The following is a 24,529-nucleotide window of genomic DNA, read 5'->3' on the forward strand; positions in this document are numbered from 1 at the left end:
GAAACTTTCACCATGGCAGGCAATTCGCGGCGCCAGGGCGCGATCCGCAAGACGGGCACCAAGAAGGGTGCCGTCGTCGGCTCGGGCGGCCAGCGGCGCAAGGCGCTCGAAGGCAAGGGCCCGACCCCGAAGGCGGAGGACCGCCCCGGGCACAAGGCCTACCGCGCGGCCAACGCGGCGACGAAGCGCGACCAGGCCCGGCAGAAGAAGGCCGACAAGCCGGAGCTGATCGCCGGGCGCAACCCGGTGGTCGAGGCGCTGCGCGCGGACGTCCCGGCGACCGCGCTGTACGTCGCGCTGAACATCGACATCGACGACCGCGTCAACGAAGCCGTCCGGCTGGCCGGCGACAAGGGCATCTCGATCCTGGAGATCCCGCGCGAGGAGCTGGACCGCAAGACGAACCGGGCCGTGCACCAGGGCCTGGGCCTGCAGGTCCCGCCGTTCGAGTACGCCCACCCGGACGACCTGATGGCGGCGGCCCGCAACTCGGGCGAGGTGCCCCTGTTCGTCGCGCTCGACGGCGTCACCGACCCGCGGAACCTGGGCGCGGTGATCCGGTCGGCGGCCGCGTTCGGCGCCCAGGGCGTGCTGCTGCCGGAGCGGCGCAGCGCGGGCATGACGGCGGTGGCGTGGCGGACGAGCGCCGGCACGGCGGCGAAGCTGCCGATCGCGGTGGCGACGAACCTGACGCGCCAGCTCAAGTCGTGGGCGAACGACGGCCTGATGCTGGTCGGCCTGGACGCGGACGGCTCGGTCGACATCGACGAGCTGGAGCTGGCGTCCGACCCGCTGGTCATCGTGCTCGGCTCCGAAGGCCGCGGGCTCTCGCGCCTGGTGCGCGAGACGTGCGACGCCACGGTGTCGATCCCGATGGCGGCGGGCGTCGAGTCGCTGAACGCGTCCGTGGCGGCGGGAGTGCTGCTCGCGGAGGTGGCGCGGCGCCGCCGTGTCGCCGGTCGGGTCTGACCCGGCCACCCACTCGGGTTAAGGTCACCGTCGGATAAACCGAGGGGACCCGATGTCGTTCGTATCGCCACTGTTCCTGTGGTACTTCATGCCGGCGGTGCTCATCGCCGTCCTGGTGTGCCCGCGGAGCTGGCGCAACGGCATCGTCGCGGTCGGCAGCCTGCTGTTCTACACGATCGGCGCCGGGCCGTTCGTGTTCCTGCTGCTCGGCTGCATGGTCGTCAACTTCCTGGCCGGGCCGTGGCTCGCGCCGAGCCCGTGGGACGTCAACGGCACCCGGCGGCGCCGGATCCTCATCGGCGTGGTGACGCTCGACGTCGCGGTGCTGGTGATCTGGAAGTACGCGGGGTTCGCGACGCAGCAGATCGCCGCCGTCGCGCACTGGTTCGGCGGCAGCGTGCCGGTGGCGAGCATCGTGGTGCCGATCGGCATCTCGTTCTACACGTTCCACCACATCTCGTACGTCGTCGACATCTACCGCGGCGAGCGGCAGGCACTGCGGAACCCGGTGTCGTTCGCCGCGTACATCGCGATGTTCCCGCAGCTGGTGGCCGGCCCGATCGTGCGCTACCGCGAGATCGCCGACCAGCTGCCGCAGCAGCGTTCGCACCGCCTCGACGACATCGCGGCGGGCTTCCCGCGGTTCGCGCTGGGCCTGTGCAAGAAGACGATCATCGCGGACTCGCTGAGCCCGCTGGTCGAGGCGTGCTTCAAGGTGCCGCCGGACGAAATGACGTTCGCGACGGCCTGGCTCGGCGCGCTCGGCTACACGCTCCAGCTGTTCTTCGACTTTTCCGGCTATTCGGACATGGCGATCGGCCTCGGCCGCATGCTGGGCTTCCGCCTGCCGGAGAACTTCGCGCGCCCGTACTCGTCGGTGACGATCACGGAGTTCTGGCGCCGCTGGCACATGAGCTTGAGCCGCTGGTTCCGCGACTACGTCTACATCCCCCTGGGCGGCAACCGCAACGGCGCGGCGAAGACGTACCGGAACCTGTGCATCGTGTTCGTGCTGACGGGTTTCTGGCACGGCGCGCAGTGGACGTTCCTGGTGTGGGGCTGTTACCACGGAGCGCTGCTGGTGATCGAGCGCCGCTTCCGCTTCGACCTGGACCCGGCTTCGCGTTGGCCACGCCTGGCCCGCCGAGCCCTGACGATGCTGCTGGTGGTGTTCGGCTGGGTGTTCTTCCGCTCGGCGGACCTGGGCAGCGCGCTGTCGATGATCGGCCACATGCTGATCCCCGACTTCGACGGCTTGGGCACGGGAGTGGAGCAGGCGTTCACGAACCAGCGCCTGGTCCTCCTCCTGGCCGCGGCGGCGGTGTTCTTCCTCCCGGCCCACCCGGTGACGGGCCCGATGCTGGAGTCGTCCCGAAGCCGCCCGGCAACGGCGCTGCGCATAGGCGTGATGACGGTGGGTCTGCTGTACGCGGCGATCCTCATCGCGACGGGGACGTTCAGCCCGTTCCTGTACTACCAGTTCTAGCGCCCTGATGGCCTGGCAGCATGATCGGGGAGAACCGCTGGAGGCCCGAGAAATGACCGACCCGACCGAGCTGGCCAAGACGCCCGGCGTGATCCCCTACGTCGACCACCACGTAGGGCCGCGGCGGCTGCTGGTTCTCGAGATCCCGCACCTCGGCCACACCGTGCTGAACTACGCGCCCGTCGCGAGCATCGACGGCCGGCAGTACGTCGTCTCGTGGGGGGCCGTCTCCTTCGAGGTGCCCGCCGACCGGAACGTGCACGTCAGCGTGCACCTGCACACCAACGGCGGGCGCGACCACTCGATCACCCCCTTCGCCTCGCTCGTCCTGTCGCCCCATCCCGCGCCCTTGCGGCTCGTCGCCCAGTTCGTGCCGAGCCGGGGTCCCCAGGGCACGCTCGTCCCCGTCGGCTGATCGTGCTCGCGACGCGCTACCTCTTCCTCACCCGGCACGGCGAAGCGGGCCCATCCGGTGATCTCACCGAGGCCGGGCAGCGCCAGGCCGTGCTGCTCGGCCGGCGCCTGCGCGACATCCCGGTCACCGCCGTGCACCACGGTCCTCTGCCCCGCGCCACCCAGACCGCCGCCTTCGTCGCGATGCAGCTGCCCGGCGTCCCGGTGTACGTCGACGAAGCGGCCGGCGACTTCGTCCCCTACACGCCGATGCGCGAGGAGCTCCCCGAGACCTCCGGCGACCTCCTGCACGCCTTCGCCCGGCAACTGCCGCCCGCGGACGAGGAGCTCGCCGCCGAGGCCGAGCGGCGGTTCACCGGGCCCGTGCCGGGGAACGAGCCGCGGTACGACGTGCTCATCACGCACAACTTCCTCGCCGGCTGGATCGTGCGCGCATCGCAGGACGCGCCGCCGTGGCGGTGGCTCGCGCTCGACCACGCCAACGCCGCGCTCACCGTGATCCGCTACTCGCCCGGACGCCCGGCCGCGCTGCTGGCCTACAACGACGTCGGTCACCTGCCCGCGGAACTGCGCTGGACCGGCTTTCCGCCCGAGTTTTACCTTCCGTGACCGGCGAACGCGGAGCGTTGCCGCACCCGGAAACTGTGGCTCGCCCGAATGGCCGATCCTGACAGGATGGGCGGATGAGTCCCGTTCCGTCGCCCACCTCCGATCGGCTCAGCGACTACCTCGTCGCCGACGCCGTCGTCGATCACGGACACCCGTCGATCCGCGCGAAAGCCGAGGACCTCCGGCCGGGTTCCGGCGACGTCGTCGCGCGCGCCGAGGCCGCGTTCCTCTTCGTGCGGGACGAGATCGACCACGTGATCGACGCACGCGATCCGCGCGTCACCTGGCGGGCGTCGGACGTCCTGCGCGAGCGCGTCGGGCTGTGCCACGCGAAAGCGCACCTGCTCGCCGCTTTGCTGCGCGCACAAGGGATTCCCGCCGGGTTCTGCTACCAGGAGCTCTCCGCGCTGCACGGGCTCAATGCCGTGTATCTGCACGGTAAGTGGGCCCGGCTCGACGCGCGCGGGAACCGCACCGGCGCCCGCGGGGAGTTTTCGCTCGACGAGGAAGAACTCGCCTGGCCGGTGGATCGCGAGCGCGGCGAACGCGACCACCCGGAGATCCACCCGGCGCCCGCGGCGGTCGTCGTCGATTTCCTGATGACCGCGCGACCGGGCCCCGGCTGGTACGAAAAAGATCTCCCCGGCACGCTTTGACGCCGGTTTTCCGCGGTTTTCGGAAAACTCGGCGAGCCGGTTAGTTATTGCCGAGAGTGACGTCTGTCCGTCAGGATTGTCCCCCGAATCTCTTATTTCGCGGGCTCCCCCAGGCGCGTAAAGTGACTCCCCGCGCTCGAACAGACACTTTGTGCATTCGTCCGTTCGGGTGGCTCGAGGGAGGTGAAGCACGTGGCCGCGGATGGCGGACGCCTCCGCCGTACCCCACTGCAGGAGATCTTCTGGACGAGGACGAGCCTGCTCCTCACGGTGCTCGTCGTGGTCGCCGGGCTGAGCCTGTGGCTCGCCGGCCTGATGGACCCCGGCACCGGGAAGAACCTGGTGACGTCGCTGGGCACCGGCACCCTGATCTCCGCGATCGTCGGGTTCGGCACGACGCTGATCACCGCCAGCGCGTCGCAGAAGGCGCTGGTGACCCCGGTGATCGAGGAGAGCAGGCGCGCGCTGGAGGACCTCAGCGCCGAATACCGGGCGCTGAACAAGGAGTTCTTCCCCACCGACGTGTTCGAGGCGACCACCGATCCGGACCCCGCGTTCAACCGCGCGCTGATGGCCGACCTCAACGCGACCCGGCAGTACTTCTTCCGCGGCTTCTCCGGGCGGCACGCCGCCGCCCGCCTGCTGCTTTCCCGCACGGAACGGGAGCTCCGGGCCGTCATCGCCGACCCGCGCGACGCCAACTCGATCAGCGGGCGCGCCCGCTACCTGTTGCGCCGCGAGGCGGGCGACGTCGACTACGAACAGATCCAGACCCGGCTCCACGAGGAGATCCGGATCGGGCTCGTCGGCCTCTTCCTGGCGCGCAGCCGCTGCGCGCAGGTCGACATCACCGTGATCCCCGACCCGCCGCTGGACCGGCTCGAAATGTTCGACGACAGCGTGTGGGTTTCGCTCTACAGCGACGTCCGCGGCGCCACGAAGCTGTACCCGCGGTCCCTTCGGTTCACCGAGGGTTCCTTCCTCTACAACATGGAACGCGCCGAGTTCGTGCGCGTTTCGCAGTCCCGGACCGGCCGCCACTTCCGCATCACGTCCGCGACGACGCGGACGGATTTCCTGGCGCTGTTCGAAAAGATCACCGGATCCCCCTTGTCCGAGGAGCAGGTCCGCGAGCTGGAGGGCAAGTTCCACGCCTTCCGCGCGGAGTTCTCCGAAGTAGCCGAGCTAGGGAGCTGACCTTGCTCACCCGCCTGTCCCCTCTTTCCGAACTGGCCGCGCGCCTGCGTGCGGCCGGGCCCCCGATCGCCGCCGACTGGCGCGCGGTCGACGGCTGGTTCCGGCCGTGGGCCGGCCAGTCCGGGCTGCGCGACGAACTGCGCGCGCAACTGCGCGCGCTGACGGACGCGCAGGCCGCCAAGGTGCTGCGCTCGTCCCGGGAAACGACCACGCATTTCGCCTGGTGCCTGCTGGATTCACCGGCTGACCCGTTCTCCTTCTGGCTGCACGAATACAAGGCGCAGGAGGACTGGCGGGAGGGCTACGCGGATTCCGTCCACAACCACAGGTACCACTTCTGCACCACCATTCTCCGTGGCGACTACCTCCACGAAAGGTACGAGACGACGATCGACGGCGGCACCGGGCTGATCACCTCGGCGCGGCGGCGGCGCAGCACGTTGTGCCAGGCCGGCGCGTGCCTCACCATGCTGGCCGACGAATTCCACCGGATCCCCGAAGCTGCGGCCGGGACGATGACTTTCCTGGTGAAATCACGGCCGGTGAGCGGATACAGCCTTTCCTTCGATCCCGCCGGCGGAATCGGCCATCGGCACGTTCCGGTCGAGAGCCGATTGGGGGAATTGGCGGACCGCATCTAGCTACACACCGGCGTCAGCGGCGCTTACCATTACTCCACCCGTCTGAACACCACGGCCGGGATCGGAGAGGTGTATGCGCACGCAGGAAAGCACGATCGACCACGTCACCGTCGGCGCTGTGGAAAACCGGGTCCACCGGCTGTGCCACCGCTATGCCGAACGCCTGCAGTTCCACGGCTGGCACCACGTGAGTTTCGTCCGCGCGAAAGCGGTCGGCTTCGCCCAGCACAACGGGGCCGACCGCGCCGTGGTCGAAGTGGCCGCGCTGGTGCACGACGTCAACTACCTGGTGCTCCGGAACTCGCCCGCCGCGGCGGGCCGGAGCCTGCGGCTGGAGATCCTCGCGGAGTGCGGCGTGCCGCCGTCCGTCGCGCGCTGGATCGACGAGATCGTCGACGAAGCCGAGATGGCCACGCGCGGCCGTGACATCTCACTGGAGGCGCAGGCGCTGAGCGACGCCGACACGCTGTTCAAGGCGCTGCCGGTGACGCCGGTGGTGCTCGCGCACCGGTACCTGCGCGAAAACGGGCTGAGCCTGCGCGAGCTGGCGGACAAGATCGTCGGCGAACAGTGCGACGTCCACGACGAGGGGTACTACTTCTACAACCCCGAAGCGGCGGCGACGTACTCGCGCTGGGCGATGGCGAACCTCCAGCTGTGGCAGTGCATCAAGGAGGCGGTCGACGACCCGACGGTCGCGGAACTGCTGGACGCCGTCCACGCGGTGGACGCGCTGGCGTCCTAGTTACGCAAGCACCTGGTGGGCCGCGGCCGTCATCCGCTAACGCTGGCCGTAGCTGCGCAGCCGGTCGACGACCTTGGCCACCTCGGGCGGCGGCAGCAGGCTCGGCCGGCCGGCGCTCTGCGCGAGCAGCCACACGCGGCAGGCCCATTCGAGCTGCTGCGCGCGGTGGTAGGCGGCCTCGAGGCCGTCGCCGTAGGTCAGGGTGCCGTGGTTGGCCATGAGGCAGCCGCGGCGTCCGTCCAGTGCCTCGAGCACGGCGGCGGCGAGCTCGGGCGTGCCGTAAGTGGCGTAGCGAGCGACGCGCACGGACGGCCCGATGGTCGCGATGATGTAGTGGACCGGCGGCAGCTCGCGCACGAGCGTGGAGGCGGCGGTGGCGTGCGGCGAGTGCGTGTGCACGACAGCGGTGACCGGCTCGCTGTCGGGATCGCGCACGTCCCAGTAGACGGACAGGTGCATCGGCAGCTCACTGGTCGGCTTGAGCGAACCGTCGACAACCTGCCCACCGAGGTCGACGACGGGCACGTCGGCCGGGTTCAGGCTGGAGTAGCCGACCCCGGTCGGGGTGACGGCAACGAGATCACCGGCCCGCACGGACACGTTTCCGGACGTGCCGACGACCAGGCCATCACCGACCATCCGCCGCGCATAAGCACACACGGCGGCGCGCTCGGTCTCGAGGATCATGGGCAGGTCCGTTCGTCTCGGGGGTGATCAGCATGAACATTGCCAGCCACCCACGAGCCTCGGCCACCTACCCGGCCGGGGGATTTCCAGAGGGCACGAACGGCCCGTTCGCGACGCCGCGCGGGCGCGAAGGGGCCGTTGGTGACGCCGGGCCGGGCGCGAACGGGCCGGTCGCGACGGCTGAGCGGGCGCGAAAGGGCCGCTCGCTACGCCGCCGCGCGAGCGCGAATGGACCGTTCGCGACCCCGGCGGGGCGCGAAAGGGCCAGTCGCGACGCTGGGCCGGTGCGAAGGGGCCGCTCGCTACGCCGCCCGCGCGCGAAAGGGCCAGTCGCAACGGTCGCCGAGTCGCGAAAGGGCCAGTCGCGACGCCGGGCCAGGCACGAAAGGGCCACTCGCAACGCCCGCCGAGTCGCGAAAGGGCCACTCGCAACGCCCGCCCGCGCGCGAAAGGGCCACTCGCAACGCCCGCCGAGACGCGAAAGGGCCACTCGCAACGCCCGCCGAGACGCGAAAGGGCCAGTCGCAACGCCGGGCCAGGCGCGAAAGGGCCGCTCGCCCCCCGGCCAGGGGTGCGAGCGGACCGTTCGCCCTAAGCCTTCGTCGGAGCAGGCGCAGCAGGAGCGGCAGCGGAAGCCGGAGCAGCCTTCGAAGCCGCACCCTTCGGCGCAGGCACAGGAGCAGGAGCCGGAGCAGGCTTGCGATCCCCGTTCTCACCAGCCACAGGCTCCGGAGCCAGCAACCGCATGGCCTCCTGAACAGCCACATCCGTGGCCGCGATCCGCTCCGCGACCTTCGACCGCAGGTCCAGAGCCAGCTTCCGGTTCTGGTCAGCCGTCGCCTGCTTGGACCGAGCGTCGGCCAAGGCCGCGTCCGTCTCGTGCTTCTTGGTCGCGATCTCCTCGTCGAACGCCTTCTTCTTGGCCGCGTACTCGTCGTCGAAGGCCTTCTTCTTGCGGGCCAGCTCCTCCGAAGCCACCCGGTCCGCCTCGGCGCGTGCCTCGGCCGCCGCTGCTTCGGCTGCCGCGTCCGCTTCCTTGCGGGACCGCTCCGCCGCCGCGGCCAGCTCGACCCGCTTGGCGCCCGCCGCCGCGTTGAGCTTTTCGATTTCGGCCTTCGCGTCCGACAGCAGGCGGGCGCGCTCCTCTTCCGCGTCCTTCGCCAGCTTGTCGGCCGTGCGGCGCGTCTCGTGCGCGTACTTGTCGGCCTGGTCGCGGGTCGATGCCGCGTCCGCCTCCGCCGCCGCGCGCAGGTCGGCGATCTCCTCCTCGGCGAGCTGCATCATCATCCGGACGCGCTCGGCCATCGCGCCGGCGCCGGACGGGCTCGAACTCATCCTGGCCAGCGCGGCCTTGGTCTCGGCGAGCTCCTTCTGCGCGTACGCGAGGGCCTTGGTGAGGTCCGCCGACGTCGCGACGGCTTCGTCGCGGCTGCGGGACGTCTCGCGCAGGTCCTTGTTCAGCTCGGCGACGCGTTCGTCGACCTGACGCTGGTTGTAGCCGCGGACACCCACGGCGAACTGGGCGGTCTTCGGGGCGGGCTGGGGCTTCTCAGGCGCGACCATCGCGCCACCTTAATGAGCCGGGGCCCGTCAGGACGTACCGCCAAACGGATGCATCACGAATATTGGAACCCCCGGTGACGCATGGCATCCTGAGCTTGTTGACCAGCGGTTGACGGCGAGGAGGCCACTGTGGACATACAGGCGATCCTCGCGGACATCGGCGAGCACTGGCACGTCTACGCCACGATGCCGCTCATCGCCGCCCTGATCGGCTACCTGACCAAGCGCGTCGCCATCGAGATGATGTTCCGGCCCCTCGAGTTCCGCGGCATCCGGCCGTTCCTCGGCTGGCAGGGCGTGATCCCGGCGAACGCGCGGCGGATGGCCACCACCGCCGTCGACCTGCTCACCCGCAACCTCGTCGACCCGCAGGAGATCTTCAGCCGCCTCGACCCGGAAGAAATGGTCAAAGAGCTCGAAGCACCCCTGCTCAAGGCCGTCGAAGACGTCACCCGCGAAGTCATGGAGACCTACCAGCCGCGGCTCTGGGAGCTGCTGCCGGCGCGGGCGCAGCAGCTGCTCGTCGACCAGGTCCGCGCGCAGGCGCCGGAAGTCGTGAAGCGCCTGCTGCGGGAGGTCTCGACCAACATCGACGACGTCCTCGACGTCAACGCCATGCTGATCGGCGCCATGGTCCGCGACAAGTCGCTGACCTGCCGGCTGATCCGCGAGGTCGCCGCGCCCGAGTTCAAGTTCATCGCGCGGTCGGGGATCTGGTTCGGGTTCGTGATCGGGCTCGTCCAGTTCGTCGCGTGGGCGCTGACGAAACAGCCGCTGATCATGCCGGTCTTCGGTTTCGTCACGGGCTTCGTCACGGACTGGCTCGCGCTCAAGATGATCTTCTACCCGCGCGAGCCCCGCGGGTTCCTCTTCTTCCGCTGGCAGGGCATGTTCCAGAAACGGCGCCAGGAGGTCGCCGCCGACTACGGCGCGCTGATCGCCGACGAGGTGCTCACCGTGCGGAACGTGCTGGAGGCCGTGCTCACCGGGCCGCGCGCGGACCGGCTGTTCGCGCTGGTCACCCGCGAGGTGCAGCGCACGATCGACGCGCAGGCGAGCATCGCCAAGCCGCTCGTCGCGCTGACCATCGGCGGCCGCCAGTACCAGGAGATGAAACGCGCGGCCGCCGCCAAAACGATCGAACACCTCCCCGAAACGGTGAAACACGTCGAGAGCTACGCGACCGGCGCGCTCGACGTCCGCAACACCATCGTCGAAAAGATGCAGCAGCTGACCCCGCTCGAGTTCGAAGGCATCCTGCGCCCGGCCTTCAAGCAGGACGAATGGAAGCTCATCGCCGTCGGCGCGATCATCGGCGGGCTGGTGGGTGAACTGCAGGTGCTGCTCCTGCTCCACTGACACCGGGCCGATAGCGTGCCCGGCGTGGACGCGATCGAGTTCGGCACGCACTGGCAGGTGTACGTCACCATGCCGTTCATCGCGGCCCTGATCGGCTACGTCACCAAGCGCGTCGCCATCGAAATGATGTTCCGGCCGCTCGAATTCACCGGGATCAAGCCGTTCCTCGGCTGGCAGGGGGTGCTGCCGGCGAACGCCGAGCGCATGGCGGCGACGGCGACCGAAATGCTGACGACCACCCTGGTCGACCCCAAGGAGATCTTCGCCCGCCTCGACCCGGCGCAGGTCGCGAAGGAGATCGAACAGCCGCTGCTGCGGGTCGTCGAGGACGTCACCCGCGAGGTCATGGAGACCTACCAGCCGCGGCTCTGGGAAGTGCTGCCGAACACCGCGCAGCTGCTGCTGCTCAAGCGCGTCCAGGCCGAGGCGCCGAAGGCGATCACCAAGATCATGCGGGAGATCGCCGACAACATCGAGGACGTCCTCGACCTGCAGCACATGGTCGTGACGAACCTCGTGCGCGACAAGGCCCTGCTCAACCGGCTCATCCGCGACATCTCGCGGCCCGAGATGCGGTTCATCGCGCGCTCGGGCATCGGGTTCGGGTTCGTCCTCGGCTGCGTGCAGCTCGTCGTGTGGACGCTGACGAAGTCGCCGATCGTGCTCCCGCTGTTCGGCCTCCTCATCGGCTGGTTCACCGACTGGCTGGCCCTGAAGATGATCTTCCTGCCACGCGAACCCAAACGGTTCTTGGGCCTCTACACCTGGCAGGGCGTCTTCCAGAAGCGCCGCGACGAGGTGGCCGCCGACTACGGCGACATGATCGCCCGCGAGATCATCACCATCCCGAACCTGCTGGAAGCCGTGCTGAGCGGGCCGAAGTCCGACCGCCTGTTCACGATGATCACCCGCGAGGTGCAGAAGACGATCGACGCGCAGGCGAGCGTCGTGAAACCGTTCGTCGCCATCGCCGTCGGGACGAGGAAGTTCCAGGAGATGAAGCAGACGGCGGCGGCGAAGGCGGCGGAGCGCGTCCCGGAGACGATCCGGTACGCCGAGAACTACGCGATCAACGCGCTCGACGTGCGGAACACGATCGTCGACCGGATGAAGAAGCTGAGCGCGCTGGAGTTCGAGCAGCTGCTGCGGCCGGCGTTCCGGCAGGACGAGTGGAAGCTGATCGCCGTCGGCGCGGTGATCGGCGGCCTGGTCGGCGAGCTGCAGGTGCTCGCCCTGCTCGGCTAGCCGGTACGGTTTCGCTTTCGGGAGAGGAGGTCGGGTGGACGCTGTCCTGCACGACCTCGCCCTCCACTGGCCGCTGTACGCGGCGATGCCGTTCATCGCGGCGCTGATCGGGTACGTCACCAAGCGCGTCGCCATCGAGATGATGTTCCGGCCCCTGGAGTTCGTCGGGATCCCGCCGCTGCTCGGCTGGCAGGGCGTCGTCCCGAAGCACGGCGGGCGGATGGCGGCGGTGGCGACCGATCTGCTGACCGCGAACCTCCTCGACCTGCGCGAGGTCTTCGGCCGCATCGACCCCGTGATCATCACGAGCGAGCTGGAACAGCCGCTGCTGCGCGCGGTCGACCACATCGCGCGTGACGTCCTCGCCGAACACCACCCGCGGCTCTGGGAGGTCATGCCGACGCTGGCACAGGAGATGCTGATCAAGCAGGTCCAGGCGTCGGCGCCGCGGCTGGTCCGGGAGTTCCTCGACGACGTCCGCGACAACCTCGACGAGGTCCTCGACGTCCAGCACATGACGGTCCAGCGGCTGACGCGCGACAAGGCGCTGCTGGTGCGCCTGATCCGCGAGACGTCCCGGCCCGAGATGGCGTTCATCGCGCGGATGGGCATCTACTTCGGCTTCGGCCTCGGCCTGGTCCAGACGATCGTCTGGGCGTTCACGCGCGAGCCCCTGGTGCTGCCGGTCTTCGGCGGCACGATCGGCCTGTTCACCGACTGGCTGGCGATCAAGCTGATCTTCGTCCCGCGCGAGCCGGTCCGGCTGGGCCGCGTGATCTTCCAGGGCAAGTTCCAGCGCCGGCGCGCGGAGGTGGCCCGCCAGTACGGCGAGTTGATCGCGAACGAAGTCCTGACGGTCCAGAACCTGCTGGACGCGGTCCTGCGCGGCCCGCGCGCCGACCGCCTGGCGGCGCTGGTCGAGCACCTCGTCTCGGAAGCGGTCGACACGCAGATGCCGCTGTCCCGGACCGTCGGCGGCACGCGGCTGAAGGAGATGAAGCACGCGGCGGCCCGCAAGGCGCTCGAACAGCTGCCGGACACGGCCCGGTACGCCGAGGGGTACCTGACCGAGGCGATGGACGTCGCGAAGATGATCGAGCAGCGGATGCTGGCGTTGACGCCACTGGAGTTCGAGGGCTTGCTGCGCCCGGCGTTCCGCCAGGACGAGTGGAAGCTGATCGCGGTCGGCGGGGTGATCGGGTTCGTCGTGGGTGAGCTGCAGGTCCTGCTGATGCTGGGTTAGGCCGCCGCGACGAGAGCCGGTTCCACCGCGCGGACCCGGGTCCGGCGATCGCGCTGCCAGGCGATCACCCGGCACACCACGTAGATCAGGAACGAAATCGCCGTCACGAAGGCGCTCACCGGCAGCCCGGGCGCCAGCGACAGCACGATCCCGCCGATCGCCGACACCTCGGCGAACACGATCGACAGCACCGTGGCCTTCCACGGCGACGCCGTCACGCGCGCGGCAGCGGCCGCGGGCGTCACCATCAGCGCCACCACCAGCAGCGAGCCGACCACCTTCACGCTCAACGCCGTCGAGACACCCACCAGCAGCGCGAACACCACGGTCAGCGTCTTCACCGGCACCCCGCGCGCGACCGCGACGTTCCGGTCCACGGAGGCGAACAACAGCGGCCGGTACACCAAGGCCAGCACCGCCAGCACCACCACCGACGACACCACGAACAACGTCAGGTTCGTCGAATCGATCGTGATGATCTGGCCGGTCAAGATCCCGAACTTGTTCCCGGACCGTCCTTTGTAGAACGACAGGAACAGCACGCCCATGCCGAGGCCGAACGACAGGATCACGCCGATCACCGAGTCGCGGTCCGCGTCGCGCGCGCCCAGGATGCCCAGGAGCAGCGCCGCCACCACCGCGCCGATCAGGGCGCCGTACTCGACGCCGATGCCCAGCAACAGGGCCGCCGCGCCGCCGGTGAACGCCAGCTCGGACGTGCCGTGCACCGCGAACGACATCCGCCGCATCACGATGAGCGGGCCCAGCACCCCGGCCACCAGGCCGAGGATCGCCGCCGCCAGCAACGCCGTCCGGACGCCGTCGAGCTCGGTGATCAGCTCCCAGGTCTTGCCGAAGTCGAACAGATCCAAGACTCAGCCCACTTGCTCTTCGACGTCGTGCTCGTGGTGGTGCGGCTCCTCCTCGCACAACGCGCTCTGCGCGCCCGCGATGTGGATCTGCCCGCCCACCTTCAGCACCTCGACGCGGGTTCCGTACAGCTCGGACAGGGTCTCGGTGGTCATGACCTCGTCCGGCTTGCCGATCCGGAACTGGCCGTTGACCAGGTACAGCACCCGGTCGACGAACGGCAGCACCGGGTTGATCTCGTGCGTCACGAACAGCACCGCCGTGCCCGCCGCGCGCCGCCGGGCGTCGATCAGCTCGCTGATCGCGCGCTGGTGCGCCAGGTCCAGGGACAGTAGGGGCTCGTCGCAGAGCAGCACCTCGGGGTCGCCGACCAGGGCCTGGGCCACCCGCAGCCGCTGCTGCTCGCCGCCGGACAGCCGGCCGACCGGCTGCTTCGCGTAGCGGGTCGCGCCGACCGCGTCGATCGCCGCGGCGACCCGGCGCCGCCGGGCGGCCATGCCGAACAGACCCGGACCCCAGCGGTGACCGTCGAGGCCCAAACCGACCAGGTCGACGCCGCGCAGCGTCAGCGACTCGTCGATCGCGCGCTGCTGCGGGATGTAGCCGACCTTGCGGTTCGCGCCGCCCGGACGGCCGCCGGCGATCTCGACCGCGCCCGCCGACAGGCCCTGCATGCCGAGCAGCGCCTTGAGCAGGCTGCTCTTGCCGGAGCCGTTCGGGCCGAGCACGGCGAGGAACTCCCCCGGCTCGACGACGAGGTCGAGCCCCGACCAGAGCGTGCGGGGACCGAAGGCGAGGCCCGCCCCGCGGACCCGGACCGCGGGGCGTACGTCGTCGGGGACAGAGGTCGGCGGCATGGTTACTTCAACGCTCCTGCCAGCGCGTCCACTTCCCCGGTCATCCAGCCAATGTAGTCCGTCACACCCCGGGGCAGCGTTTCGGTCACGTCCACGACGCCGATCCCGGCGGCCTTCGCCTGCCCGACGACGTCCTGGGTCAGCGGGGTGACCGTCTGCGCGTTGTTGATCAGCGCCTTGACCTGCTTGGTGGCGATGAGCTGCTTGTACTCGTTCACGGCACCCGCCGGGACGTCGGTGTCGTTCTCGACGGCGTCCGAGAACGCCTTGGGCGTCGCGTCGGTCAGCTTCGCGCTCTGGAGCAGGTAGTGCGCGACCGGCTCGATGACGACGACCTTCGCGCCCGGGTGCGACGCGCCCAGCTCGCCGAGGCGCTTCTCCAGCGCGTCGACCTTCGCCTTGAACGCGGTCGCGTTGTCGGTGAACTGCTGCTTCGCGGCCGGCTGGAGCTCGCCGAGCTGCGCCGCGACCTGGTCGGCGACCTTCCCGACGCCCGGCAGGTCGTACCAGACGTGCTCGTTCTCGTCGCCGGTCGCGGCGATGTCGTAGGCGACGAGCTTCTTGGCGTCGCCGGCCTGCGCGGTGAGCTTGTCGAAGAACTCGTCGTAACCGCCGCCGTTGGAGAGGAGCAGCTTCGCGTCCTTCGCCGCGAGCGCGTCGTCCGCCGTGGTCTCGTAGGAGTGCGGGTCGGCCGAGGGGTCGTGGATGATCGACTTGACCTCGACCTTGTCGCCGCCGACGGCGCTCACGACGCTGCCCCAGACGTCCGTCGAAGCCACGACCCCGATCTTGTCCGAGCCGCCGGACTGCCCGCCGCCGTCGGAGGTTCCACCGGAGCACGCGGCCAGGGCGAGCACGGACAGGGCCGAAGCGGCGGCGAGCACGCTCCTGGTGCGGGAACTCATCTGAAGACTCCTGCAGACGCTAATGGAAACCGTTGTCAGATTCACCTTACCCCATCCGGATGACTTCCTGGCCATCCGATCCCGGTTTGGTGTATGCGTCTTCATGCATGCGGATCGAGACATCGACCACCCGGGGTGTCTCTTCAGGAAAACGATCTGAACCGTTACGGTTTGCTGATGGGACGTCCTATTCGCACCCGGAGGCAGGCGACGCTGGCGTCGCTCGCGGCGGAGCTCGGTGTGTCCAGGACCACGGTGTCCAACGCCTACAACCGGCCGGACCAGCTGTCCCCGGAACTGCGCCGCCGGGTCCTCGAGACCGCGCGGCGCCTCGGCTACCCCGGTCCCGACCCGGTCGCCCGCTCCCTGCGCACCCGCAAGGCGGGCGCGGTCGGGCTGCTGCTCACCGAGAACCTCTCCTACGCCTTCCGCGACCCCGCGGCCGTCGGTGTCCTCGAAGGACTGGCCCTGGCCTGCGAAGACGCCGGCGTCGGCCTGCACCTGGTGCCGGCCAGCCCCGGCCGCGAGGACGTCGCCGCCGTGCACCGCGCGGGCGTCGACGGCTTCGTCGTCTACTCCGTCCCGGACGACGACCCGCACCTGGCCGCCGTGCTCGAGCGGCCGGTGCCGACGGTGATCATCGACCAGCCGAGCCTGGAGGGCATCGACCGCGTCGGCCCGGACGACGCGGCGGCGGTCGGCAAGATCGCCGAGCACCTCGTCACCCTGGGGCACCGGCAGGTCGGCGTGATCTGCATGCGGCTCGCCCGCGAGCGCAACGACGACTTCGTCTCGGCCGCCCGGCAGAGCGGCGCGCACTTCCACGTCCAGCGCACCCGGCTGGAGGCGCTGGCCGTGGCGTTCTCCGCGGCGGGCGTCGACTGGGCGAGCGTCCCGGTGGTCGAGCGCTTCGACCACACGGTGGACGACGGCGCGTCCGCGGCGCGGCAGCTGCTGGACGCGTACCCGCAGATCACGGCCGTGATCTGCACCTCGGACATCCTCGCGCTCGGCGCCATGGCCGAGGCCGAACGACGGGGGCTGCGCGTGCCGCAGGACCTGACCGTCACCGGCTTCGACGGCATCGCCGAGGCCGAGCGGATCGGCCTCACCACGGTCCACCAGCCCGTGCTCGAGAAGGGCAAGACGGCCGGGCGGCTGCTGCTCGGTTCGGCCGAGCGAAGCGCACCGAAGGTGATCACGCTCCCGACCGAACTGCGCGTCGGGCGCACGTCGGCACCCCCCAGGACGGTCGAGGAGCCCTGGTTCGGGGGCTGACCCCGTGACATAGCTCGTAACGCATTGCCCGACGGGGTACTCACCGGGTCAAATGGAGTGGCACGCCCGCGCCGCGGGGCCACTGGCCGGAAGGTGACCGATGACCTCGATCGACGTACTGCTCAAGCGCAACCAAGAGCTCGGCGAGGTGACGCCGGGCGACCGGTCGTCCCCGAAGCCGTCGCTGCAGGTCGCCGTCCTGACCTGCATGGACGCCCGAATCCGGGTGTTCGAGCTGTTCGGCCTGCTGCAGGGCGAGTCGCACGTCCTGCGCAACGCGGGCGGCGTGGTGACCGACGACATGATCCGCTCGCTCGCCCTGTCCCAGCGCAAGCTCGGCACCCGCGAGGTGCTGATCGTCCAGCACACCGAGTGCGGCCTCTCGATGGTCACCGAGGACGACTTCAAGGACGAGCTGGAGAACGACACCGGCCTGCGCCCGACCTGGGCGGTCGAGGCGTTCCGCAACGTCGAGAACAGCGTCCGGACGTCGGTGGAGCGGGTGCGGCGCAGCGCGTACCTGCCGCACACGGACAACGTCCGCGGCTTCGTCTACGACGTCAAGACCGGGCGGCTGACCGAGGTCGAGTGACGCACGGGCGCCTCGGCGACCGGACGGTCAACCGGATCGGGTTCGGCGCGATGCGCCTGCCCCAGACGGGCCAGGCGTTCGCACCGGACGCCGTCCCGCGCGACCGCGACCAGGCGATCGCCGTGCTGCGGCGCGCGGTCGAACTGGGCGTCGACCACATCGACACCGCCGCTTTCTACTTCTCGCGGACGCGCTCGGCCAACGAGCTGATCAACCGCGCGCTGGCGCCCTACCCCGACGACCTGGTCATCGCCACCAAGGTGGGGCCGCGGCGCGAGCCCGGTGGCGGGTGGCTGCCGATGGCCGAGCCCGGGCAGCTGCGCGGCGACGTCGAGGAGAACCTGCGTCAGCTCGGGCGCGACCACCTCGACCTGGTCAACCTGCGCGCCGGCGGCCGCGGCTCGATCGCCGAGCACTTCGGGGCGCTGGCCGAGTTGCGCGACGCCGGCCTGGTCCGCCACCTCGGCCTGTCCAACGTCCGGCCGGAGCACCTGGCCGAAGCCCAGACCATCGCCCCGGTGGTGTGCGTCCAGAACTCCTACGGGCTCGGCTACCGCTCGCGGCAGGACGAGTTCGTCGACCTCTGCGGCGAGCAGGGCATCGCGTTCGTGCCGTTCTTCGCCATCGCGGGCGCGGGCCGCGAAGCGGGCGCCGGCAACGGCGAACACGCCGAGGTACTCGCGATCGCGCGGGCACACGGGGCCAGTGCCGCGCAGGTCCGGCTGGCCTGGACGCTGCACCGCGGCCCGCACGTCCTCGTCATCCCCGGCACCGGCGACTCCCGCCACCTGGCGGAGAACGTCGCCGCGGGCGAGCTGCGGCTCACGGCCGGCGAGCTCGCCCGCCTCGGCGCGGCGCACCGGAGCGAGGCCGAGTCCCCGGCCTGACCGCCGTCGGGTTCAATGGGCGCGTGGCTGTGGACGCTGACGTACTGCTCGACTGGTTTTCCGCGCACGGCCGGGACCTGCCCTGGCGCGAGCCGGAGTGCTCGGCCTGGGGCGTGCTGGTCAGCGAAATCATGCTCCAGCAGACGCCGGTCGCCCGGGTCGAGCCGATCTGGCACGAGTGGATGGCGCGCTGGCCGGTGCCCTCCGCGCTCGCCGCGTCGTCGCCGGGTGAGGTCGTGCGGGCCTGGGGCAAGCTCGGCTACCCGCGGCGCGCGCTGCGCCTGCACGAGGCCGCCGGGGTGATCGCACGCGACCACGGCGACGTCGTTCCGTCCGATGTGGACACCCTGCTCGCGCTGCCCGGGATCGGGGCCTACACCGCGCGGGCCGTCGCCGCGTTCGCCTACGGGCGGCGGGCACCGGTCGTCGACACCAACGTGCGGCGGGTCGTCGCGCGGGCCGTGCACGGGGCCGGGGACGCCGGGCCCGCGTCGAACACGCGGGACATGGCCGACGTCGAAGCGCTGCTGCCGGCCGGAGACGCGCCCGCCGCGCGGTTTTCCGCGGCGATCATGGAACTGGGTGCGCTGATCTGCACCGCGCGGGCGCCGAAGTGCGCCGATTGCCCCGTTCACACCGAATGCGCGTGGCAACTCGCCGGCCGTCCGGAGTACGCCGGCCCGGTCAAGCCCGTGCAGAAGTTCGCCGGCACCGACCGGCAGGTCCGCGGGCTGCTGCTCGACGTCCTGCGCGGCAGCGAAGGCCCGGTCGAGAAGGCCAGGCTGGACCTCGTCTGGCACGACGGTGGCCAGCGCGACCGCTGCCTGGACTCCCTGCTCGTCGACGGGCTCCTGGAGCAGACCAGCGGCGGCCTCTTCGCCCTGCCGGGTGAACACTAACGCGCTACACCAAAAGTTGGTCAATAGTTGTCATCGGCGCGGCCCGGAGCTACCTTTTCCGAATGGTCGAAGTTGACCGCCGGACCCTGCTCAAGGCGGGGGCGACCGCGACCGCGGCCGGCGCACTGGGGATGACGATCACGGGGACGGCCGTCGCGGCCGTGCCGACACCGACGATCCACGGCTGCTCGGAGTGGGGCGCCCGGCCCCCGGCCGGCACCATCGTCGTGGAGAACCACAAACCCACCTACATCGTCGTGCACCACGCGGTCGATCCGCCGATGAACGACGACTTCTCGCTGTCTCGCGCCTTCTACGTCGCGAAGTTCATCCAGAACCTGCACATGGACAAGAACGGCTGGATCGACAGCGGCCAGCAGTTCACGAACAGCCGCGGCGGGTTCGTCACCGAGGGCAGGCACCGCAGCCTCGAGATCCTGCGCGGCGGCACGCAGCACGTGCAGGGCGCGAACGTGGGCAACCACAACAGCGAGGTCATCGGCATCGAGAACGAAGGCATGTACAGCACCGTCGACGTGCCGCCGGCGCTGTGGAACTCGCTGGTCAACCTGGTCGCCTACATCGCGCACCAATACGGCATTTCGCCCGAGTTCATCAAGGGCCACCGCGACTTCAACTCGACCGAGTGCCCCGGCCAGGTGCTCTATGACCGGCTGCCGGAGCTGCGGACGGCGGTGGGCCGCGTCCTCGGTGTCCCGGTCGCGCGCGCCGAAGCCGAGTGGCCGCTGCTGAAGCAGGGCGACACGGGCCGTCAGGTGCAGCAGGCCCAACGGTTCCTGCGGGCGTCGGGGTTCGGCGTGCCGGCCGACGGCGTCTTCGGGCAGTCCACAAAGGACGCCGTGGCCGCGCTGGCGGTCCAGGCCGGGCTGCCCCGCGACACGTGCACCGCGGCCAAGGTGACCGACGAGACCGGCTTCCTCGGCGCGGACGTCTGGCCGCTGATCGTGCCGTCGGACCGCTCCACGGCGGCGTGGCGGGCGGACCTCGCTAGCGCGTGAGGACCTGGCTCAGGAACGCTTCGACGGCGCCCCGGTAGATCTCCGGGGCCTCGTCGTGCGGCAGGTGCGCCGAGCCCGGCACCACGAGGTGCTTCGCGCCGTCGACCCGCGCCGCGACTTCGGCCTGCTGGCCGGGCGGCATCGCGGTGTGCTCGCCCTCGACGAGCAGCAGCGGGCAGCGGATCGCGCCGACGACGTCCCAGTAGTCCCGCCGGCCCCACTCCGCCGCGATGACGTACAGGTCTTCGAGGTCGGCGACCAGGTGAAACCCGTCGGAACGTTCCTCGACGCAGTCCGCGAAGTACTCGCCCGCGTCGCCGAAGAACTCGCGCACGTGGTCCAGGGACTCGAACGGCACCGGCCAGCTCTCGAAGTAGCCGCGCCACGTCTCGACGGTCCGGCCGCGCTGGTCCGGCGCGAAGTCCTCGGACACGACCGCGCGCACCAGCTCGGGGTGGCGTGCGGCGGTCGCCCACGCGTGCAGCCCGCCCATCGAATGCCCGATCAGCACGGCCGGGCCGCCGTCGAGGGTCCGCAGCGCCGCGGCGACGTCCTCGGTGAACCGCTCGGTCGTCCACGGCCCGGTGCGCGGCGCGCTGCCGTGGCCGCGCGCGTCCAGGCCGTACACCGCGCCGTAGGGCCGGAGCCACTCCGCGACCCGCCACCACGTCCGCGCCCGGCCCATCAGACCGTGGAGCAGAACGATCGGCACGCCGCTGCCGCCGAAACAGAGCACGGGGCCACCTAACCACAAAAGCCCTGCTCCGGAACGTGACGAAGTGATCGCGCTCCATCACCTATGGTGGTCGTATGCGCCGCCGACTCGCTGTCCTCGCCGTCTGCGCCGCGGTGATCGTCGCCGCGGCCTGCAGCGGCGACGCCGTCTCGGGGGCGCCGCAGCCGCCGCCCATGCACCCGGTCGCGGGCGCCGCCGGCGCCGGTGATCCGTATTACCCGGACGACGGCAACGGCGGCTACGACGCCCTCGGCTACCAAGTCGGCGTGAGCTACGACCCGCCGAGCGGGCACCTCGACGGCGACACGACGGTGACCGCCAAAGCCACCGAGGACCTCGGCCGGTTCGACCTCGACCTGCGCGGCCTGGACGTGCACAGCGTCGAGGTCGACGGGAAGCCGGCGCACTTCACGCGCGAGAAGGCGTTCGAGCTGGTGATCACGCCGCCGTCGCCGATCCGCGCCGGGACGACGTTCCGCACGCGGGTGCGCTACGGCGGCGACCCGGCGAAGACCCCGCACGACGGCGGCAGCGAGAACGGCTGGCAGCACTCGGCCGACGGCGGCGCGTACATGGTCGGCGAGCCGCACTCGGCGGCGTTCTGGTTCCCCGTGAACGAGACCCCGCGCGACAAGGCCACCTTCACGGTGACCGCGCACGTCCCGGCGGGCTGGACGGTGATCTCGAACGGCCGCGAGGGCCCGCCGGGGACGTGGACCGAGCCGAACCCGGTCGCGAGCTACCTGACGACGATCGCGATCGGCAAGTTCAGCGTCGACAGGTCGACTTTGCCGGACGGCACCCCGGTCGTCTCGGCGTACGCGCCCGGCGCCGAGTCCCACCGCGCGATCGGCGACCGGCTGCCGGAGGTGCTCGGGTTCCTGAGCGGCAAGTTCGGGCCGTACCCGCAGTCGGCGGCCGGCGGGATCTTCCTGAACGAAGACGTCCACTTCTCGCTGGAGACGCAGACCCGGCCGACGTACGCGAAGTGGGCCGACCTGCCGACCCTGGTGCACGAGAACGCCCACGAGTGGTTCGGCGACTCGGTGTCGCTCGAGAACTGGTCCGACATCTGCCTGAACGAGTGCTTCGCGTCGTACGCGCAGTGGCTGTGGGCCGAGCGCGAAGGCCAGAGCCTGGACGACCGCTACCGCGCGGCCATCGAAATCACCCGCGGCAGCGCGGACTTCTGGGGCCAGAAGCTGGTCGGCATGGGCCACGGCCACGAGTTCGAGGGCGTCTACAACAAGGGCATCCTGGCGCTGCACGCGTTGCGCCGCCGGATCGGCGACCCGGCGTTCGACCGCCTCCTGAAGGCCTGGCCGGCCCGCTACCGCCACGGCAACGCGACCTGGACCGACTTCGAGACGACGGCGGCGCAGGTCAGCGGCCAGAACCTGAAGCCGTTCTTCGACGAGTGGTTCCGGGGGACCACGCTCCCGGCGGACGCCGACCTCTTCCCGGGCTCACTGCGCAGCTGAGCTGTCCGGCACGGAGCACCGGGCCCGGCCAACTAGGCTGGGACGCATGAGTGTCGTGAAGATCAACGCGATCGAGGTCCCCGAAGGCGCCGGCCCCGAGCTGGAGAAGCGGTTCGCGGCGCGGCTGCACGCCGTCGACCAGCAGCCCGGGTTCCTCGGGTTCGAGCTGCTGCGCCCGGTCTCCGGCGAGACGCGCTACTTCGTGTACACGAAGTGGGAGACCGAGGAGGCCTACCAGGCGTGGGCGAAGGGCGGCCCGGCCGCGGCCGCGCACTCGGGCGAGCGCGCCAAGCCCGTGTCCACCGGGGCGAACCTGCTGGAGTTCGAGGTCGTCCTCGGTTCGCAGCCGGGTGAGTGACGCGCTCGACCGGGCCGCGGAGCTCATGCACGGCGCCGGCGCGCTGCTGATCTGCGCCGGCGCCGGGATGGGCGTCGACTCCGGGCTGCCGGACTTCCGCGGCGGCGAGGGGTTCTGGCGCGCGTACCCGCCCTACGCCCGGCTCGGGCTGCGGTTCGAGGAACTGGCCGACCCGCGGCACTTCGCCGACGACCCCGAGCTCGCCTGGGGTTTCTACGGCCACCGGCTTTCGCTGTACCGGAAGACCGTGCCGCACGAGGGTTTCCGCCTGCTGCTCGGCTCCGCCCCGTCCGTGCGCGTCTTCACGTCCAATGTGGATGGACAGTTCCAGAAGGCCGGCTTCGGGCACGTCGCCGAGGCGCACGGCTCGATCCACCACCTCCAGTGCCTGGCCGGCTGCACCGGCGACATCTGGCCCGCCGACGTCGAAGTGGCCCTCGACGAGGAGACGATGCGCGCGGTGCCGCCGCTGCCCTCGTGCCCCCGCTGCGGCGGCCTCGCGCGGCCCAACATCCTGATGTTCGGCGACTTCTCGTGGGTGCCGGACCGCAGCCAGGCCCAGCTCGACGAGCTGACGGCGTGGCGCCGCACCGCGCGTGACCTCGTGGTGGTCGAGCTGGGCGCGGGCCAGGCGGTCCCGACGGTCCGCCGCTACGCCGAGCTGGCCAGCGCGGCGACCGGGGCACTGATCCGGATCAACCCGCGCGAGCCCGAGATCCGCCACGGCCGCGGCGTGTCCATCGCCGCCGGGGCGCTGGACACGCTGACCGCGCTCCTCGCCTAGGGCAACTGGACTTCGGCGAACACCGCGCGGTGGTCGCTGCCCGGGACGTCGAACACCCCGTAGTCGCGCACCGCCGCCCGGTTGTCGACGACGACGTGGTCGATCGTGACCACCGGGGTGTGGTCGGCCGGCCACGTCGGCACCAGCGCTTCACCGCGGTCTTCCGCCGCGTCGGTGTAGCCGCGGTAGAGCACCGTGCGGAACGCCGCGTGGTCCAGCGTCGCGTTGAAGTCACCCGCCAGGATGCGCAGGCCGTGCTCGCCGGCCGCGCGGGAGAGGTCCTTGAGCTCGCTCTCCCACTGCGGGGTGTCGACGTCCGGGGAGATCGGGTGGACGGCGACGATCTCGAGCACCACGCCGTCGCCGAGGTCGGCCTGGGCGCCCGGCTGCTTCGCCGCGGAATCACCCGTCAAGTTGACCTCCGTCAGCGGAAAGCGCGACACGATCCCCGAGCCGGACGCGCCCCCGGCGGGGTGCAGCACCTGGTACGGCAACGTCTCGAACAGCCCGGCGGCGGTCAGGCCCTCGACCGCGCGGGGCGTCAGCTCGACCAGGTTCAGCACGTCGATCCGCTGCTCGCGCACCAGGTCGACGACGGTCTTCGGGTCCCCTTGGCCGTAGCGCAGGTTCGAGGCGAGCACGCGCAGTGTCTTGCCGTGCACGTCGCGCTGTTCGCCCGCCGAGAGCCGCGGCAGCACCAGGACGGCCGGCACGATCGCCAGCACCAGCGCGACGCCGCCCGCCCACCAGCGCCGCAACGCCAGGGACAGGCCGCCGAGCAGCAGGCCCGCGACCGCGACGTACGGCGTCAAGGCCAGCGCCACGAGCGTGTACCAGCCGCCGTCGTAGCCGATCAGGCGCAGTACGACCACGCTCGCCAGGAGCACCAGCGGCACCACCAGCAGGGCCGTGACCAGCGGGTTCTTCCGCCGGACGCGCTTCTCTTCCGCAACGGTCATGCTGCCGAGTATGCCGACGTGCCGGGCACGCGGCCCGGGCGCCGGCAACACCTCCACAAGATCTCCACCAGCCGCTGCCAGCGCCTGCCA

26 protein-coding genes are annotated in these 24,529 nt (G+C 70.7%); 19 read left to right on the forward strand and 7 right to left on the reverse strand.

Annotated elements, in window-relative coordinates:
- Positions 1 to 12: 12 nt before the first annotated feature.
- The 8 genes from rlmB to ACWEN0_RS05550 all read left to right on the forward strand — a co-directional run bounded on the left by rlmB (position 13) and on the right by ACWEN0_RS05550 (position 6,717).
- The gene (gene rlmB, locus ACWEN0_RS05515; RefSeq protein WP_451969198.1) at positions 13 to 969 is read left to right on the forward strand and encodes a 23S rRNA (guanosine(2251)-2'-O)-methyltransferase RlmB; all 957 of its coding nucleotides are present in this window, start codon (positions 13 to 15) and stop codon (positions 967 to 969) included.
- 52 nt (positions 970 to 1,021) lie between these two features.
- The gene (locus ACWEN0_RS05520) at positions 1,022 to 2,455 is read left to right on the forward strand and encodes an MBOAT family O-acyltransferase (RefSeq protein ID WP_451969199.1); all 1,434 of its coding nucleotides are present in this window, start codon (positions 1,022 to 1,024) and stop codon (positions 2,453 to 2,455) included.
- A gap of 52 nt (positions 2,456 to 2,507) precedes the next feature.
- Entirely contained in the window at positions 2,508 to 2,870 is a 363-nt protein-coding gene (locus ACWEN0_RS05525; protein WP_451969201.1) for a hypothetical protein, read from the forward strand.
- A gap of 2 nt (positions 2,871 to 2,872) precedes the next feature.
- Complete coding sequence (locus ACWEN0_RS05530) at positions 2,873 to 3,478, forward strand: histidine phosphatase family protein (protein WP_451969203.1); 606 nt, start codon at positions 2,873 to 2,875, stop codon at positions 3,476 to 3,478.
- A 74-nt stretch (positions 3,479 to 3,552) separates the two neighbouring features.
- On the forward strand, positions 3,553 to 4,134 hold the full coding sequence (locus ACWEN0_RS05535) for a transglutaminase-like domain-containing protein (protein WP_451969204.1): 582 nt from the start codon (positions 3,553 to 3,555) through the stop codon (positions 4,132 to 4,134).
- Positions 4,135 to 4,317: 183 nt separating this feature from the next.
- On the forward strand, positions 4,318 to 5,331 hold the full coding sequence (locus ACWEN0_RS05540; protein WP_451969205.1) for a hypothetical protein: 1,014 nt from the start codon (positions 4,318 to 4,320) through the stop codon (positions 5,329 to 5,331).
- A gap of 2 nt (positions 5,332 to 5,333) precedes the next feature.
- Positions 5,334 to 5,972 (forward strand): hypothetical protein, encoded by a 639-nt coding sequence (locus ACWEN0_RS05545; protein WP_451969206.1) that lies wholly within the window; start codon positions 5,334 to 5,336, stop codon positions 5,970 to 5,972.
- A 73-nt stretch (positions 5,973 to 6,045) separates the two neighbouring features.
- Positions 6,046 to 6,717 carry an HD family phosphohydrolase gene (locus ACWEN0_RS05550; RefSeq protein WP_451969208.1) on the forward strand — a complete coding sequence of 224 codons (672 nt, stop codon included), beginning with the start codon at positions 6,046 to 6,048 and terminating at the stop codon, positions 6,715 to 6,717.
- 36 nt (positions 6,718 to 6,753) lie between these two features.
- Here ACWEN0_RS05550 and ACWEN0_RS05555 read toward each other — a convergent pair whose 3' ends face one another.
- A complete protein-coding gene (locus ACWEN0_RS05555) occupies positions 6,754 to 7,404 on the reverse strand; it encodes a class II aldolase/adducin family protein (RefSeq protein ID WP_451969209.1) in 651 nt (216 codons plus the stop codon).
- Between the two features lie 591 nt (positions 7,405 to 7,995).
- Positions 7,996 to 8,967, reverse strand: a complete 972-nt coding sequence (locus ACWEN0_RS05560) for a hypothetical protein (RefSeq protein WP_451969210.1) — start codon at positions 8,965 to 8,967, stop codon at positions 7,996 to 7,998.
- Between the two features lie 129 nt (positions 8,968 to 9,096).
- On the opposite strand from ACWEN0_RS05560, the gene ACWEN0_RS05565 reads away from it, so the two are divergent.
- From ACWEN0_RS05565 to ACWEN0_RS05575, 3 genes are all read left to right on the forward strand, one after another.
- Positions 9,097 to 10,326 (forward strand): DUF445 family protein, encoded by a 1,230-nt coding sequence (locus tag ACWEN0_RS05565; RefSeq protein ID WP_451969211.1) that lies wholly within the window; start codon positions 9,097 to 9,099, stop codon positions 10,324 to 10,326.
- 69 nt (positions 10,327 to 10,395) lie between these two features.
- The gene (locus ACWEN0_RS05570; protein ID WP_451969865.1) at positions 10,396 to 11,571 is read left to right on the forward strand and encodes a DUF445 domain-containing protein; all 1,176 of its coding nucleotides are present in this window, start codon (positions 10,396 to 10,398) and stop codon (positions 11,569 to 11,571) included.
- A gap of 34 nt (positions 11,572 to 11,605) precedes the next feature.
- Positions 11,606 to 12,814 carry a DUF445 domain-containing protein gene (locus tag ACWEN0_RS05575; RefSeq protein WP_451969213.1) on the forward strand — a complete coding sequence of 403 codons (1,209 nt, stop codon included), beginning with the start codon at positions 11,606 to 11,608 and terminating at the stop codon, positions 12,812 to 12,814.
- Here ACWEN0_RS05575 and ACWEN0_RS05580 read toward each other — a convergent pair.
- From ACWEN0_RS05580 to ACWEN0_RS05590, 3 genes are read right to left on the reverse strand one after another with little or no spacing between them, the layout of a single operon-like run.
- Positions 12,811 to 13,686: a metal ABC transporter permease gene (locus tag ACWEN0_RS05580; protein WP_451969215.1), complete on the reverse strand. Its 876-nt coding sequence runs from the start codon at positions 13,684 to 13,686 to the stop codon at positions 12,811 to 12,813. The two genes, ACWEN0_RS05575 and ACWEN0_RS05580, sit on opposite strands and share 4 nt — an antisense overlap.
- 3 nt (positions 13,687 to 13,689) lie before the next feature.
- Positions 13,690 to 14,541, reverse strand: a complete 852-nt coding sequence (locus tag ACWEN0_RS05585; protein WP_451969216.1) for a metal ABC transporter ATP-binding protein — start codon at positions 14,539 to 14,541, stop codon at positions 13,690 to 13,692.
- Between the two features lie 2 nt (positions 14,542 to 14,543).
- The gene (locus ACWEN0_RS05590) at positions 14,544 to 15,446 is read right to left on the reverse strand and encodes a metal ABC transporter solute-binding protein, Zn/Mn family (protein ID WP_451969217.1); all 903 of its coding nucleotides are present in this window, start codon (positions 15,444 to 15,446) and stop codon (positions 14,544 to 14,546) included.
- 177 nt (positions 15,447 to 15,623) lie between these two features.
- On the opposite strand from ACWEN0_RS05590, the gene ACWEN0_RS05595 reads away from it, so the two are divergent.
- The 5 genes from ACWEN0_RS05595 (at position 15,624) to ACWEN0_RS05615 (ending at position 20,121) form a co-directional block, all read left to right on the forward strand.
- Positions 15,624 to 16,724: a LacI family DNA-binding transcriptional regulator gene (locus ACWEN0_RS05595; protein ID WP_451969218.1), complete on the forward strand. Its 1,101-nt coding sequence runs from the start codon at positions 15,624 to 15,626 to the stop codon at positions 16,722 to 16,724.
- Between the two features lie 100 nt (positions 16,725 to 16,824).
- Positions 16,825 to 17,316 carry a beta-class carbonic anhydrase gene (locus ACWEN0_RS05600; protein ID WP_451969219.1) on the forward strand — a complete coding sequence of 164 codons (492 nt, stop codon included), beginning with the start codon at positions 16,825 to 16,827 and terminating at the stop codon, positions 17,314 to 17,316.
- Positions 17,313 to 18,203 (forward strand): oxidoreductase, encoded by an 891-nt coding sequence (locus ACWEN0_RS05605; protein ID WP_451969220.1) that lies wholly within the window; start codon positions 17,313 to 17,315, stop codon positions 18,201 to 18,203. The genes ACWEN0_RS05600 and ACWEN0_RS05605 overlap by 4 nt, the downstream gene beginning before the upstream one ends.
- Before the next feature lie 23 nt (positions 18,204 to 18,226).
- Positions 18,227 to 19,102, forward strand: a complete 876-nt coding sequence (locus ACWEN0_RS05610; RefSeq protein WP_451969221.1) for an A/G-specific adenine glycosylase — start codon at positions 18,227 to 18,229, stop codon at positions 19,100 to 19,102.
- A 62-nt stretch (positions 19,103 to 19,164) separates the two neighbouring features.
- Positions 19,165 to 20,121, forward strand: a complete 957-nt coding sequence (locus tag ACWEN0_RS05615) for a peptidoglycan recognition protein family protein (RefSeq protein WP_451969222.1) — start codon at positions 19,165 to 19,167, stop codon at positions 20,119 to 20,121.
- Here ACWEN0_RS05615 and ACWEN0_RS05620 read toward each other — a convergent pair.
- On the reverse strand, positions 20,111 to 20,857 hold the full coding sequence (locus tag ACWEN0_RS05620) for an alpha/beta fold hydrolase (RefSeq protein ID WP_451969224.1): 747 nt from the start codon (positions 20,855 to 20,857) through the stop codon (positions 20,111 to 20,113). The genes ACWEN0_RS05615 and ACWEN0_RS05620 overlap by 11 nt on opposite strands.
- 74 nt (positions 20,858 to 20,931) lie before the next feature.
- Here ACWEN0_RS05620 and ACWEN0_RS05625 point away from each other — a divergent pair, with 74 nt between their 5' ends.
- Genes ACWEN0_RS05625 through ACWEN0_RS05635 form a run of 3 tightly spaced genes read left to right on the forward strand, consistent with a single transcriptional unit; the run spans position 20,932 to position 23,480 of the window.
- Positions 20,932 to 22,338 carry a M1 family metallopeptidase gene (locus ACWEN0_RS05625; RefSeq protein WP_451969225.1) on the forward strand — a complete coding sequence of 469 codons (1,407 nt, stop codon included), beginning with the start codon at positions 20,932 to 20,934 and terminating at the stop codon, positions 22,336 to 22,338.
- 46 nt (positions 22,339 to 22,384) lie between these two features.
- Positions 22,385 to 22,696, forward strand: a complete 312-nt coding sequence (locus ACWEN0_RS05630) for an antibiotic biosynthesis monooxygenase family protein (protein ID WP_125308236.1) — start codon at positions 22,385 to 22,387, stop codon at positions 22,694 to 22,696.
- A 25-nt stretch (positions 22,697 to 22,721) separates the two neighbouring features.
- On the forward strand, positions 22,722 to 23,480 hold the full coding sequence (locus tag ACWEN0_RS05635) for an SIR2 family NAD-dependent protein deacylase (protein WP_451969867.1): 759 nt from the start codon (positions 22,722 to 22,724) through the stop codon (positions 23,478 to 23,480).
- On the opposite strand, the gene ACWEN0_RS05640 is transcribed toward ACWEN0_RS05635, so the two are convergent.
- Positions 23,477 to 24,439, reverse strand: a complete 963-nt coding sequence (locus ACWEN0_RS05640) for an endonuclease/exonuclease/phosphatase family protein (protein WP_451969226.1) — start codon at positions 24,437 to 24,439, stop codon at positions 23,477 to 23,479. The genes ACWEN0_RS05635 and ACWEN0_RS05640 overlap by 4 nt on opposite strands.
- Positions 24,440 to 24,529 lie beyond the last annotated feature (90 nt).

The organism is Amycolatopsis sp. NPDC004378 (assembly GCF_053602455.1).

Coding starts and splice junctions, on each gene's coding strand:
- rlmB (WP_451969198.1), top strand. CDS start 13: ATGGCAGGCAATTCGCGGCGCCAGGGCGCGATCCGCAAGACGGGCACC.
- ACWEN0_RS05520 (WP_451969199.1), top strand. CDS start 1,022: ATGTCGTTCGTATCGCCACTGTTCCTGTGGTACTTCATGCCGGCGGTG.
- ACWEN0_RS05525 (WP_451969201.1), top strand. CDS start 2,508: ATGACCGACCCGACCGAGCTGGCCAAGACGCCCGGCGTGATCCCCTAC.
- ACWEN0_RS05535 (WP_451969204.1), top strand. CDS start 3,553: ATGAGTCCCGTTCCGTCGCCCACCTCCGATCGGCTCAGCGACTACCTC.
- ACWEN0_RS05550 (WP_451969208.1), top strand. CDS start 6,046: ATGCGCACGCAGGAAAGCACGATCGACCACGTCACCGTCGGCGCTGTG.
- ACWEN0_RS05555 (WP_451969209.1), bottom strand. CDS start 7,404: ATGATCCTCGAGACCGAGCGCGCCGCCGTGTGTGCTTATGCGCGGCGG.
- ACWEN0_RS05560 (WP_451969210.1), bottom strand. CDS start 8,967: ATGGTCGCGCCTGAGAAGCCCCAGCCCGCCCCGAAGACCGCCCAGTTC.
- ACWEN0_RS05570 (WP_451969865.1), top strand. CDS start 10,396: ATGCCGTTCATCGCGGCCCTGATCGGCTACGTCACCAAGCGCGTCGCC.
- ACWEN0_RS05585 (WP_451969216.1), bottom strand. CDS start 14,541: ATGCCGCCGACCTCTGTCCCCGACGACGTACGCCCCGCGGTCCGGGTC.
- ACWEN0_RS05590 (WP_451969217.1), bottom strand. CDS start 15,446: ATGAGTTCCCGCACCAGGAGCGTGCTCGCCGCCGCTTCGGCCCTGTCC.
- ACWEN0_RS05595 (WP_451969218.1), top strand. CDS start 15,624: ATGGGACGTCCTATTCGCACCCGGAGGCAGGCGACGCTGGCGTCGCTC.
- ACWEN0_RS05600 (WP_451969219.1), top strand. CDS start 16,825: ATGACCTCGATCGACGTACTGCTCAAGCGCAACCAAGAGCTCGGCGAG.
- ACWEN0_RS05615 (WP_451969222.1), top strand. CDS start 19,165: ATGGTCGAAGTTGACCGCCGGACCCTGCTCAAGGCGGGGGCGACCGCG.
- ACWEN0_RS05625 (WP_451969225.1), top strand. CDS start 20,932: ATGCGCCGCCGACTCGCTGTCCTCGCCGTCTGCGCCGCGGTGATCGTC.
- ACWEN0_RS05630 (WP_125308236.1), top strand. CDS start 22,385: ATGAGTGTCGTGAAGATCAACGCGATCGAGGTCCCCGAAGGCGCCGGC.
- ACWEN0_RS05635 (WP_451969867.1), top strand. CDS start 22,722: ATGCACGGCGCCGGCGCGCTGCTGATCTGCGCCGGCGCCGGGATGGGC.
- ACWEN0_RS05640 (WP_451969226.1), bottom strand. CDS start 24,439: ATGACCGTTGCGGAAGAGAAGCGCGTCCGGCGGAAGAACCCGCTGGTC.